At 63.4% G+C, this 12,457-nt stretch carries 11 protein-coding genes and 3 pseudogenes; 11 read left to right on the top strand and 3 right to left on the bottom strand.

All coding sequences use genetic code 11. The features are described from left to right. Nucleotides 1-22: 22 nt before the first annotated feature. Nucleotides 23-1,279, bottom strand: a complete 1,257-nt coding sequence (locus ACWV14_RS32370) for a lactonase family protein (protein WP_454907915.1) — start codon at nucleotides 1,277-1,279, stop codon at nucleotides 23-25. A 435-nt stretch (nucleotides 1,280-1,714) separates the two neighbouring features. Here ACWV14_RS32370 and ACWV14_RS32365 point away from each other — a divergent pair, with 435 nt between their 5' ends. After that, nucleotides 1,715-2,941 carry a PQQ-dependent sugar dehydrogenase gene (locus ACWV14_RS32365; protein ID WP_454907914.1) on the top strand — a complete coding sequence of 409 codons (1,227 nt, stop codon included), beginning with the start codon at nucleotides 1,715-1,717 and terminating at the stop codon, nucleotides 2,939-2,941. Nucleotides 2,942-2,955: 14 nt separating this feature from the next. Here ACWV14_RS32365 and ACWV14_RS32360 read toward each other — a convergent pair whose 3' ends face one another. Continuing rightward, entirely contained in the window at nucleotides 2,956-3,798 is an 843-nt protein-coding gene (locus ACWV14_RS32360; protein ID WP_454907913.1) for a dienelactone hydrolase family protein, read from the bottom strand. A 241-nt stretch (nucleotides 3,799-4,039) separates the two neighbouring features. Here ACWV14_RS32360 and ACWV14_RS32355 point away from each other — a divergent pair. From ACWV14_RS32355 to ACWV14_RS32325, 7 genes and pseudogenes are all read left to right on the top strand, one after another. Continuing rightward, nucleotides 4,040-4,509, top strand: a pseudogene (locus ACWV14_RS32355) (IS66 family transposase); the annotation flags it as partial. Then, nucleotides 4,451-4,732: pseudogene (locus tag ACWV14_RS32350) on the top strand (hypothetical protein); the annotation flags it as partial. The pseudogenes ACWV14_RS32355 and ACWV14_RS32350, both read left to right, overlap by 59 nt. Nucleotides 4,733-5,007: 275 nt before the next feature. Further along, nucleotides 5,008-6,729, top strand: a complete 1,722-nt coding sequence (locus ACWV14_RS32345) for a molecular chaperone HscC (RefSeq protein WP_454907912.1) — start codon at nucleotides 5,008-5,010, stop codon at nucleotides 6,727-6,729. Between the two features lie 8 nt (nucleotides 6,730-6,737). Beyond that, on the top strand, nucleotides 6,738-8,114 hold the full coding sequence (locus ACWV14_RS32340) for a J domain-containing protein (protein ID WP_454907911.1): 1,377 nt from the start codon (nucleotides 6,738-6,740) through the stop codon (nucleotides 8,112-8,114). A gap of 84 nt (nucleotides 8,115-8,198) precedes the next feature. Then, nucleotides 8,199-9,200 carry a hypothetical protein gene (locus ACWV14_RS32335; protein ID WP_454907910.1) on the top strand — a complete coding sequence of 334 codons (1,002 nt, stop codon included), beginning with the start codon at nucleotides 8,199-8,201 and terminating at the stop codon, nucleotides 9,198-9,200. 348 nt (nucleotides 9,201-9,548) lie between these two features. Further along, nucleotides 9,549-9,992 carry an NIF family HAD-type phosphatase gene (locus ACWV14_RS32330; RefSeq protein ID WP_454907909.1) on the top strand — a complete coding sequence of 148 codons (444 nt, stop codon included), beginning with the start codon at nucleotides 9,549-9,551 and terminating at the stop codon, nucleotides 9,990-9,992. Then, complete coding sequence (locus tag ACWV14_RS32325; protein ID WP_454908834.1) at nucleotides 9,979-10,113, top strand: hypothetical protein; 135 nt, start codon at nucleotides 9,979-9,981, stop codon at nucleotides 10,111-10,113. Before ACWV14_RS32330 ends, ACWV14_RS32325 begins: the two co-directional genes overlap by 14 nt. 15 nt (nucleotides 10,114-10,128) lie before the next feature. On the opposite strand, the pseudogene ACWV14_RS32320 reads toward ACWV14_RS32325, so the two are convergent. Next, nucleotides 10,129-10,278, bottom strand: a pseudogene (locus ACWV14_RS32320) (hypothetical protein); the annotation flags it as partial. Between ACWV14_RS32320 and ACWV14_RS32315 the strand changes: the two are divergent. The 3 genes from ACWV14_RS32315 to ACWV14_RS32305 all read left to right on the top strand — a co-directional run bounded on the left by ACWV14_RS32315 (nucleotide 10,241) and on the right by ACWV14_RS32305 (nucleotide 12,350). Then, a complete protein-coding gene (locus ACWV14_RS32315; protein ID WP_454908833.1) occupies nucleotides 10,241-10,891 on the top strand; it encodes a hypothetical protein in 651 nt (216 codons plus the stop codon). The pseudogene ACWV14_RS32320 and the gene ACWV14_RS32315 sit on opposite strands and share 38 nt — an antisense overlap. Before the next feature lie 76 nt (nucleotides 10,892-10,967). Beyond that, nucleotides 10,968-11,264 carry a hypothetical protein gene (locus ACWV14_RS32310; protein WP_454907908.1) on the top strand — a complete coding sequence of 99 codons (297 nt, stop codon included), beginning with the start codon at nucleotides 10,968-10,970 and terminating at the stop codon, nucleotides 11,262-11,264. A gap of 570 nt (nucleotides 11,265-11,834) precedes the next feature. Next, complete coding sequence (locus ACWV14_RS32305) at nucleotides 11,835-12,350, top strand: H-NS family nucleoid-associated regulatory protein (RefSeq protein WP_454907907.1); 516 nt, start codon at nucleotides 11,835-11,837, stop codon at nucleotides 12,348-12,350. Nucleotides 12,351-12,457: the final 107 nt, after the last annotated feature.

Raw genomic sequence — 12,457 nt, 5'->3', positions numbered from 1 at the left:
AAGTACAAGTCGGCGAAGCTGCCTATCTGGACAAGACCAGGCATCGCGGGCCGATACCCCCGGTCGCAATCGTCGGCACAGCCATCGGACTCAATGCGCCGGTGCTGGCATCGATGGTGTAGGCCGATATGTCCTTGGAACCATTGTTCGTCGCGTAGGCAAACCGGCCTGTGGGGTCTACGGTGACGGAGACGGGAGTAGACAGTGCGGGCACCGTTGGCGTAGGCATCGGATTCAATGCGCCGGTGCTGGCATCGATGGAATAGCCCGACACGGTGTTGTCGCCCAGGTTCGCCACATAGGCAAATCGGCCCGTGGGGTCCACCGCGATGGAGCGAGGGCCGACGCCTGTGTCCACCGTAGGTGTGGCCATCGGGCTCAAGGCGCCGGTGCTCGCATCGATGCTGTAGGCCGACACGTTGTTGGAGTTTGTATTCGCCACATAGGCAAACCGGCCCGTGGGGTCGACGGTGATGGAGTTGGGGTTAGCTCCTGCGCCGACAGTCGGCGTGGTCATCGGGCTCAACGCCCCGGTATTCGCATCGATGGTGTAGGCCGACACATCGTTGGAGCCTGTATTCGCCACATAGGCAAACCGGCCCGTGGGATCGACGGTGATCGAGTAAGGCACGACGCCTGCGTTCACCAGCGGCGTGGCCATAGGACTCAAGACGCCGGTGCTCGCATCGATGCTGTAGGCCGACACATTGTCGGAGCCTGAATTCGCCACATAGGCAAACCGGCCCGTGGGGTCGATGGTGATGAATCTAGGGGCAGTCCCCGTGTCTGCCGTCGGCACGGCCATCGGGCTCAACACGCCGGTGCCGGCATCAACCTTGTAGATCCATACATTGTTGTCGCTTTGATTCGCGACATAGGCAAACCGTCCCGCCGGGTCCACTGCAATCGAGATAGGGCCGTTGCCTGTCCCCACCATCGGCCCGGCGGTGCCCAACGCGCCGGTACTGGCATCGACGGTGTAAGGAAACAGGTTGTTGGAAGCGTAGTTCGGCGCATAGGCAAAGCGTGCCGCGGGCGCAGCACAGTTCACCGCCACGTTGGTGATGGCGGCGTTCGCAACGGTGCCGGCGCCGTTGCTGACGGTGCAGACCCGGGTCAGGATCCTGGACTGGCTCTTGATCGTGACCGCATAGCCCGCGCCGCTGACAAGCTGGGTGGGGAAACTGAAGTTGCCGTTCGCCGCGATGGGAAGGTCGTCGCCGGCGTTGTTCTGCAATACCAGGCCCGAGCCCAGCAAGCCGCTGACATTGCCGCTCACGGCGTAAGTCGCATCAGGGGCAGCCGGAGATACGGGTGCATCTGGTGCAGGGGTTGCCGGTGCCGGTGGGCTCACTGCAAAGGGAATCGAGCCTGCGCCGCCGCCACCACCTCCACCGCAAGCGGTCAAAGCGACGACCACTGCGCCGAGCACGAGCCGACCCAGGCGAGCCGACCAGGATTGACGGGTGATCTCACCACGTGAAGGCTGAGAACAAATGCCGCCGGGTGGGACTGGTGCAGACATCAAAGAGCTTTCAGATCAAATGAATTTCAAAACGTGTCGGAGTGTGAGTTTTTCGCGCGGATCGATCCATACCCGAGAACTGGTAGACGCAAGCAGGACGGCTGCGCCATGCGGCACGCGATAGCCCGCGCTCGGCACTGCTTTCACTGTGGCCGGATACTCTTCGAACTACCCACCGACGAACGAAGCATGCAATTCATGAAGTCCGGACTCATCCCTTGGTTGCTCCTCGGTGCAACGCCCGTGCTTGCGCAGATCAACGCCGGCACGCTGCCCCCCACCCCGTCGCCGCCGTTCAAGCTCACGAAGGTCGCGCAGTTCGATCTGCCATGGCGCATCGCATTCCTGCCGGACGGGCGCATGCTGGTCACCGAGAAGAGCGGCAAGCTCTACCTCACAACTCAGTCCGGGCAGAAGCTCGAAGTCACCGGCGTGCCACCAGTGCTGTACCAAAACCAGAACGGCCTGCTCGGCGTGTACCTGGCCCCGTCCTTTGCGAGCGATGGGGCGATCTACCTGACCTATTCGGAACCCGGACAGGACGCGGGCACCTCGAGCCTGGCGCTCGCCCGTGCAACGCTCAGGATCGGCACCGGCACCGCCTCGCTGGAGGACCTGAAGGTCGTCTGGCGCGACCCGATCAAGGGCAAGGGAGGCCAGGTCGGCGCTGCCGTGGCCTTTTCGCCGGACCAGAAATTTCTCTTCCTCACGGCCGGCGATCGGCAGCGCTTCACCCCCGCTCAAGACCCGAACCAACCGGCCGGCAAGATCCTGCGACTGACCCTGGACGGCAAGCCCGCACCCGGCAACCCCATGGAGGGGAAAACCGGTGCGCGGTCGGTGCCGGTGATCGATCCGCCAAGAGATACGGAGGCCGCAAAGACCGCGCCGGTCGTGCGCACCTATGTTTTCGATGGCCCCAATCTGACGCCGTCCGAGACATGGACCTCGGGGCATCGCACGCCCTACGGCCTCGCATTCGCGCCGGATGGCCGTCTTTGGGAGCTCGAGCACGGGCCGCGCGGCGGCGACGAACTCAACCTGATCGAGCCAGGCAAGAACTACGGTTGGCCGCTCGTCTCCTATGCGGTGAACTACGACGGCGTGCCCATTGCAAGCCCCGACACGCGCTCCGACCTCGCCAAGCCCGCGATCTACTGGACGCCTGTTCTCGCGCCCGGCAACCTGATGTTCTACAGCGGCGCGATGTTTCCGAAATGGAAGGGCTCAGCGTTCGCGACCGGCCTCGTCAGCCGTGCCCTGCACCGGATCGAGGTAAACGGTGCGATCGCGAAACCGGCAGAGCACTGGACCGTCGGCTTTCGCGTGCGCGGCGTCGAGCAGGCGCCCGATGGCGCGCTGTGGCTGATCGAGGACGACCACGAGGGCGGCTTGTATCGGCTCACGCCGAAGTAGTCACGTCGAGGTGATCAGGCCAGTGCCGTGCTGAACGTCGCCAGCAGGCGCGTCCATGCGCGCTCGGACTGGGCGGCGTCATAGACCTGCGTATCGGGCGGGCACCAGCCGTGGGCTGCCGGGTACACCTCCACCTCGGCTTGCAGCTTCGCGCTGTCGAACGCGGCGCGCAGCGTGACCTTGGCTTCGGGATCTTTGGCGTCGTCGTTCTGGGCCACCGCAATCAGGTAGCGCGCCTGCGTCTGAGCCACCAGGCGATGGGGGCTGTCGGGCGCAGCGGTCACCATGGCCGCGCCATGGAAGGTTCCGACAGCACCTACGCGGCCGGGGGCCACGGTGGCAGTGCGCACCGCGATCGGGCCGCCCATGCAATAGCCGGTGGTCCCCAGCTTGCGCGCCTTGTCCACTTCGCGTTGAGCATCGAGCCAGGCCACGAAGGCCTTGCCGTCGCTCAGATGCGTGGCCGGCGTCAGGGCCTGCATCAGCGGCATCACTTCGGCGATCGGCGTCTGTCCGCCCTGCGCTGCGGTGGGCGCTTTCTTCTGCCGGTAGAAGGGGTTCACCACCAGCACGCTGTAGCCCGATTCGGCCAGCCGCCGACCCATTTGCCTGAAGGCTGGGCGAAGCCCGAACACGTCGGGCCACACCAGCACGCCGGGTGCCGGCCCCGACGTGGGTGCGACAAAGTACGCGTCGCAATTGCCATCCGGTGTGGCGATGGTCACCTCGCGCTCGGCAACAGCCACGGCGTTGGCCACGCTGGGCAACGCGGTCAGCACGCCGGCGGACGCGGCCCACGTAGCGAAGTCGCGGCGGGTGTACTTCTTGAGTTCTTCCTGGTCGTTCAGATCACACACGGTTGGTTTACCTCATAAGGATAGGAACACGTCAGCTTTTGCCACGAATCGGGACGGCTAGCAAGCAGGCGGGCTTTCCATGACCCTCGGCGTCTCAGAAGCATTCAGAGGACGCCAAACCGCCAAGCCAAAAATGGGCGTAACCAATTGCGCATACTCGTGAGGTCGAACGCGCAGTTTTTGCCTCCAGAAGGCATGTGCCTCATAGAAAGGATCGAGGAAGAGTGGCTACCACCAGCACCAGGCCTTGGTGCGCATCGGCAAGATCTTCAAGGTGGAGGCCGAGATAAGCGGCATGCCGCCCGATGAGCGCATGCGCGTTCGGCAGGCGCGCACACGCCCGGTGCTCGACGATCTGAAGGTCTGAAGGTCTGGCTGGAGACGACCTTTGCGCAGCTCTCGGCGAAGTCGCCAATGGCGTTGGCCATTGGCTATTCGCTGAGCCACTGGACAGCATTGACTCGCTTCGTGGACGACGGCCGGATCGAGGCGCACAACAATGCGGCCGAGCGAGCTTTGCGTGGGGTCGCCATCCGCAGGAAAGACTTCTTGCATCTCGGCTCCGATGCCGGCGGCAACAGTGCGGCAGTGCTGTACGCGTTGATCGGCTCGGCCAAGCTCAACGGTATAGATCCGCAGACATATCTGCGCTATGTGCTGGAGCGCATCGCCGACCATCCGATCAATCGGATCGACGAGTTGTTGCCCTGAGTTGTGGCACCACAGCTGCAAGCGGCGTGGCACCCGCCGGTGGCCAAGGCGGCCTGAGGTCTTGCGCGCACTGCGGAAATCCACCGCATTGCGCTGGCGCTACAGTGCCGTCATGAGCACGACTTCCACTCAGAAAGACCTCCACGCTTGGCTGGTGTACGTTGAACTTGAGGACGTGCTTCCGAAGGTGTGGCGACGCTTGCTGGTGCCACTGACGATCGAGCTTCCGCGCCTGCACGTGATGCTGCTACGGGGCATGGGATGGGACGGCGGACACGTGCACCCGCGCGGCCATGGGCTCCACGCTCTTGCGCGACAGGGGAAGCATCAAGCCGCGGGACATTCGCAGAGCAAGGCACCTCGTCGGCGTGAGCGTCGCCCTGAATGACCACTTTCGCTAACACCCGCACCCGACGTAGCGTAGCACTACGGGACCGCTGCGTGCATGCGGCATCATGGCGACCTCGCGCCAATTCGAAGCGCACCGGAGGAGTTCCCTTGACGATCATCGGTATCGACCTTGGCACCACGCACAGCCTGGCCGCCATCTGGAAAGACGGCCGCCCCCACTTGGTGGTGAACGCGCTGGGCGCCTACCTCACGCCGTCTTGCGTCAGCCTCGACGCAGACGGCAGCGTGCTGGTCGGCCAAGCCGCACGCGACCGGCTGCAAACGCACCCGGAGCTGACGGCCTCGCTCTTCAAGCGCTACATGGGCAGCGACAAGAGCTTTCCGCTGGGCACGCGCAGCTTTCGCGCGGAAGAGCTGTCGTCGCTGGTGCTGCGCTCGCTTAAAGCCGACGCCGAGGCCATGCTGGGCGAGCCGGTGACCGAAGCCGTCATCACCGTGCCCGCCTACTTCTCCGACAGCCAGCGCAAGGCCACGCGCATCGCGGGCCAGCTTGCCGGGCTGCAGGTGGAGCGGCTGGTGAACGAGCCCACCGCCGCCGCGCTGGCTTACGGGCTGCACCAGGACGAAGACGCCACGCAATTTTTGGTGTTCGATCTGGGTGGGGGCACCTTCGACGTGTCGATCCTCGAAATGTTCGAGGGCGTGATGGAGGTGCGTGCCACGGCGGGCGACAACTTTCTTGGTGGTGAGGACTTCGTCAACGCGATCGTGCAGCTGTTCTTCGCCGAGACCGGCCTGCCTGAAGCCTCCCGCGCCGACGGCAGCTTCATGCAACAGCTGGTGGCACGCGCCGAGCTGGCCAAGCGCGCGCTGTCGGACAGCGAAAGCGCCACCCTCACCCTTCATTGGCAAGACCGCGAACACACGCTCGTGCTTACGCAGGAGCGCTTTCGCGCCATCAGCGAGCCGCTGCTGGCGCGGCTGCGTGCCCCGGTGGAGCGCGCGCTGCGCGATGCGAGCATTCGTGCGGGCGAGATCGACAACGTGGTGCTGGCCGGCGGCGCCACCCGCTCGCCCATCGTGCGACAGATGGTCACGCGCATGTTCGGGCGCTTTCCCGCAATGGACATCAACCCCGACGAGGTGGTGGCGCTCGGAGCCGCCGTCATGGCCGGCCTGAAGGCGCGCGACCAAGCGCTCAAGGAGGTGGTGATGACCGACGTGTGCCCGTACACGCTGGGCGTGGAAACGGTGCACCGAATGCCTGGTGGCGGCGAGGTGGACGGCTATTTCTCGCCCATCATCGAGCGCAACACCGTCGTGCCGGCCAGCCGCGTGAAAAGCTACGTGCCGGTGCGCGACGGCCAGCGCGTGCTGAGCCTGGAAATCTTTCAAGGCGAGGCGCGGCTGGTGCGCGACAACATCAAGCTGGGCACGCTCGAGGTGCCGCTGCCCGGCGGCCCGCGCGACCAGGCCAGCGTGGAGGCGCGCTTCACCTACGACATGAACGGCCTGCTGGAGGTGGAGGCCACAGTGGTGGCCACGCACGAAGTGCACCGGCTGGTGATACAGGGCAACAGCGGCGTGCTGAGCGACATGGAGATCGCAGCGCGCATGCAGCAACTGGCCGACCTCAAGATTCACCCGCGCGACAAAGCCGAGAACCGCGCGCTGGTGGCGCAGGCCGAACGCGTGTTCCAGCAATTGCGCGGCGATGCACGCGAACGGCTGGGCGACGAAATCTCTCGCTTCGAACTCACGCTCGAATCGCAGGACGAGCGGCAGATTCGCGCGGCGCGCGAACGGCTGCGCAAGGCCGTGGGCTTCTTTGAGCGCGACAGCCACTTCGACCCGGACTTCGTGTTTTGAGCGCGGCCATGTCGTTGAGCGCCGCCTTCGAGCGGCTCGGCATTGCGCCGGCCCGCGACGTCAAGACCATCAAGCGCGCCTACGCCGTGGCGCTGAAAGCCATCGACCAGGCCAGCGAGCGCGAGGCGTTCGAGCGGCTGCGCCAGGCCTATGAGCAAGCGCTGGCCTGGGCGGCGCGTGCGGAAGAGACGGACGATGAAGACGAGGAGCAAGACGAGGAGATAGAGCAAGACCACGAGGGCGATCACGGCGACCACGACGATCAAGGCGCGCCAGACACGCCCGACAACGCCGAGCCCTCAGCGCCGCATGCCGATCCCCGTCGAATGAATGCGCCCCCACCCCTTGCATCGCCACCCGGCCCGCCCACGGTCGTCACGACAGGCCCGGACGAAGCCCGCAAGGCGCTGCGCCATTGGACCGACCAGTTGCGCGACGCACCGCCCGCGAGCGTCATGGCGGTGCTCGAAGCGGCCCTGGCCGACCCGCGGCTGCTGCACCTGGACAGCCACGCACAGTTGGAGGCCAGCATCGCCGATCTGTTGCACACCGACCCCACCGGCCGTGCCGTTTTGTTCGACACTGCCGCCGCCCGCTTCCACTGGACCGATCGAAATGCCCGGCCTTTCGCGAGCAACGACGCCGTGCACTGGATCTCGCGTGTGATCAACCAGGGCCTGCAATGGCAAGCGCAAAAACCATCGGCCCTGGACCTGCAGCGCAAGGCGCTGAACACGGTCACGCACGTGGCATCACCCGACGCAGAACAGACGCGCCGCTTTGCGGAGGTGCTTGCCGACATGGCCGGCGACTTTCCCGACTGGTTTGCGCTGCACCTTGGCACGCAGGGCCACGCTCATCTGAAGGCTTGGCAAGCGGTACAGGCCAGGCTCGCGCCCCGGTGGGCGCGACAGGACGAGCGAAAGGAGCGGTACTTCGGCACGCGCAAAAAGACGGTGAGCACTCTGATCGGTGGCTTCTTCGTGCTGCTGCTGGTCACCGCCATGCTGTCGGGCGTGATGAACCGCATGCTCGGCAACCATGCCGCGCCCGCCGTGGTCGCGGCCGTCAGCAACGATCGCTTGCGCGTGCCTGCCGTCACGCCCGATCCGGTGCTGGCCTACGAGTTCACCGGCGCCGTGACGCGCGACAGCTGCGAGAGCGCCGAAGAATTCGTGCACGAGTCCAACTGGCTGGAGGTCGACGACAGCGATGCGGTCGCGCTGCTCGCCACCCGCGCCATGCGATGCCAGGACAAGGGGCTTTGGTCGCGCAAGAACGACACGCTCATGACCTGCCTGCGCGCGGAACGTGCCGCGGCGTTGGGCGCGGGCCGAAGCGAAGATGCCTTGCGCTGCCTGCCGCCCAAGGCGAAAAGCCCGTAGGCGGCTCCGGCGCCAGCCGGCCCGGGCGCGCGGAGGTTGTTATCAGATCGCTTTTTCATCGACCGTTTCAAGGAGAGCTAGAACATGCCATTCGTCTATTCATCGTTCGCCGACCATCTGGCGGCGCTGCCTGCCGAACATGCGTGCCATGGCGACGCGTTGCGCGCCGCCATCGCGCTGGAAGTGCGCAGGCCGTCCAATGCAGACATCTCGGCGTTCCTGTTCCTGCCCGACCAAACGGACCACCCCGATCACGAGGACGCGGCCCAGGTGTTCGCGCAAGCGGTCGAGCAGATGTACGGCCCCAAACCCTGGGTCGGCGACGAGATACCGCTGTTGTTCGTCGGCTACCACGCCATGAACCGGCTCAGCGGCCGGCGCACGGCGCAAGGCCTGTTGCTGACCGACCAGGCGATGTACGTGCAGGACGACTTCACCGTCCTGTCCGCCGCGCCCCCGCTGGCCCAGGGCCACGCCCTGCCCGCGCGCCGCGAAGACGCAGGCGCCTTTGTGTCGATGCTGCTTGGCCGATACAAGGCCTGGAAAGATTGGACCGCCTTGGCTGACCGCCCCGAGGCGACCCTGTCGAACCGCATCGACGTGCTGCTCGAAGCCGCCGTGAAGACTGTCGTGACCCACCACGCGCAGCACGCGAGCCAGCGGCAGGCACCGCAACGCATGTGGACATTGAGCGGCCTCATTGCCGACCACGCCGCCGGCGGCACCTTGCTCGACCCGGCAAACGCCAAGGTAGCCAAAAAACTCGACAAGGTTGCCGGCAAATTCCAGATTCCCGCAGACGAGACATTGCAACTGGCGCTGGTCGACTTTCCGTTGTTCGGCGGCCCCTACGGGATCACTCTGACCACGAAGGCCATTCACAGCCGGGACCTGATGGAAGCGCCGGTGCGACTCGCGCTCGACAGGCTGGATGCGCGCTCGCTGCGGCTTTCGGAGAAGGGAGACGAGGTGCTCAACGATGCGGGCGTGCCTTTGCAACTGACCGCGCACGCAAGCGCTGAACTGAAGGCATCCTTCATCGAACTTCTCAAGCAAGAGGTGCTGCGCTTGCAGTCCGCCGGCTGAACGGTGCTCTTGCCGAGCAGGGCCTTGGGGTCGAGGGGGTTAACACATACCTCCAAGCGGGTCTGGGATTCGGGCCAGATGCTTCCCGCGGCTCGCGCATCAGGCAAGGACGGCCTTCGTCGGACTATTACCTTCAAAGAAGGCCATCCTCTTGCTCTTTACCACCATCGCCTGAGCCTCTATGGGCCGCCGTGCTCTGAATGCGGGAAACCGCTTCGAACGCCGGCCGCGAACTACTGTGCGGCCTGCAGCGCACCGCGTGCCCGTTCCGAGGATGCGAATTGACTACCGCCGACCAGCCGGCCCCAGGCAGGACGGGACTTTCCCGCAGTTGATCCAGGGTGATTCATGAATAACTACGTCCTTGCCCTCGACCTCGAAGGCACCTTGATCTCGAACGCCATGAGCCAGATACCGCGGCCGGGCTTGGCCGAGTTCCTGACTCGTTGCGCCGAGCTTTTTCCCCGCATCGTCATGTTCACCACCGTCAAGGAAGAACGCTTCAGAAAGATCGCGCGCTTGCTCGTGGACGAAAGAGTCGCACCCGAGTGGTTTGCGGATGTGGAGTACATCACTTGGCACGGGGAGACAAAAGACCTTCAATTTGTCCCTGGCGCGCGTCCACACCAAGTGCTGTTGGTGGACGATTTTGAGAAGTACGTTCATCCAGGCCAGGAAGCACAGTGGCTGCAAATCGACTACTTCGACTATCCCTACAGCTCAACGGATACTGGACTCGCCAAGATGCTTGATGCGCTGGCGGCGAGGATTCGACCCGATGAAATTCAATGATCTTGCCCGCAACGCCGCCAAAGGCCCTGCACCGCTGTCCTACGGTGGCTCGGTCAATCCGGAAGACTTGATTCGGAATATAGGCTTGGCCCAAGAGGTTGTGGCAGTGGACGACCGTTGAGATGGTCAGTTGGCCACCGAGCGTTGGAGACAAGGCAGGGGTATGGAGTAATGACAGTCTGAAATCAAGGTGCTTGTCGTCCTCGCCCAAGACGATCTCGGTTTCGCTTTTGCCGTAGACCCTGAAGATGGAAGTTGAATCGCGCCCCGGCCACGTTGATGGCATCGAACTCCACCAGCCAATTTCTGAATGGAAGTACGCCCTTTGCGCAGAAAACCTGTCCGGCTACAGTCGGGCAGCAGCAGCGGTCATTGCCGTGGCCGGCACGCACCCGAAGGAATCACATGCTCATGGAGGTAGTGAAGTGGTCGGACGATTGATAGGTCGCCTTCTCTTGTCGCTGGCGGCAACGACCCCTTTGGTCGTACTCGCAAGTCTTCCGCTGCAAATGTCCCTCGCCGAGATGGTTGCGCAAGCCGACCATGTACTCGTCGGTCACGTCGTCGGCGTTGACATGGTCGACGGAAGTGGCCTTCCCATCGTGGATGGTCAGGCGCGTACGGGGCCCGGTTTGAACAATGTCATCCGTCTTCACGTAGCCGTCGACGAGACCCTGATTACGAACGCCAAACGAGTTCCAAAGAAATTGCTCGTACCACTCGATCCGCTCATGCACTACAGCCTCGAGCAGATCCGGTCCGCCCACCAGAACGATGCAACCCCGAGATTGCTGCTCTTGGAGGGCTCGGATTTTTCCAGCCTCAAGCCAGGCGTCTTCTTTCTGCCTGTGCAGGAAAAAGACAGGGTACTGCGAGCGCATAGTGCGGTGCATCGATAGGGTCGCAGAGTGCCGACGGCCAATATCGCTGTGAGCGGACATCCGACGTGGCCCTGCCTACCAACGATTCAGCTCGATGAACGACGACATCCACGACGCCGATCTTTTGCCCGCAGAGAGTGCGTGGGTCGCAAGGCAGTCTCAAGCCGGTCGTGCCAGGATTGCTTTGGGCTGGCATGGCAGATTTGCTTCGATCATCGAGATCAGGGTGTGGCGCCTTCACGGCAGCGATAGCACTTGCCGCTCAAGGACAGCCTTATTGGAGTCCTGGCTACAACCCGACATTGAAATCCTCAACTGGCCAAGCTCTATCCCGGTGCAAAGCTGGACGCAGTACTTCACTTCATTGACGGTGCAATCTCCGTCGGGTTGATCTCGGGAGCGGCATTGGCTGCGATCGTTGGAAATCTGATTCCGGGAGGCATCCTCGCGATGCTCGCGGCTCGGCATGTTCTTTCGCTTCAAGCGCGGCCGGATGCGGAAGTAAATGGACGACGATTTGTCGGCCAGAAGCGGCCGTGTCAGGTAATCGCGTTTCACCATGACATGGAAATGCTTACGAGATCGAGATCGAGATCGAGATCGTTGGCGCGAACATTGTCGATGTCTTACGAACGGATTTCACGCAGTTCAAAGACAGGTCCCGCTCGCCACAGAGAGAGAACGCAAACGTCCGTAGCGCAGCGCTGAAATCGTGGTTTAGCTTTGTGGTTGTAGATATGGAACGCTTTCAGGAGCGATGCGGCGAATCCAAACAGCCACTCGGAAAAGACCTTCGAGAGCGTTTCTTCGCCGTTGCACTTCTCATTCAAAGTCAAACAGACAGACGTTGTACTTCGAATGCGCGGTATCGCATTCGGAATCCATCTCACGGTCGAATAACAGGCCCACTTGCAAATAGGATTAAAGTCGCGCCCTGGACTCACATAAATTAGGTATACCCATGGCTCAGAAAAGCTACGCACAAATTCAGAAGCAGATCGAGGCACTGCAACGACAAGCCGACGAACTTCGAGCTCAAGAGGTCGAGGGCGTCGTTGCCCGCATCAAAGAGGCAATTGCCCACTACGGCTTGACGGCAAAGCAACTCGGCTATGGCGACACGCCGCGCAAGGTAAAGGCCAACGCGCGAAATGCGGGCGCTACCGGTGCCCCGGCGTACTCGGACGGCCTTGGCAATAGCTGGGGCGGCCGCGGCCCACGCCCGCAATGGTTGAAGGCAGCGCTGGCTGCTGGCAAGTCACTCGAGGACTTCGCCTCGCAAGGCGGGTCTGCGCCGGCGAAAGCAGAGAAGGCACCCAAGAAGGCCAAGGCCGTGCCTACGAAAAAGCGCATCGCTACGGCGTATCGCGATGGGGCTGGAAACACGTGGTCCGGCTTCGGCCCCAAGCCCCGATGGCTGAAGGAAGCACTGGAGGCTGGCAAGACCTTGGAGCAACTGGCCGCAACGGGAACGTGACGGTCTCGGGAGCGAATGAGCTGGGCGAAGTTGTCGTAGTCCCTTGTATCGCGCCCATCCAGAGCCAGCACTGGGGCTAAATAGGGTGGGAAATTCCCGCTCTCTCC

The organism is Variovorax durovernensis (genome assembly GCF_977011995.1).
This window is presented reverse-complemented; position numbering and strand designations above follow the sequence as displayed.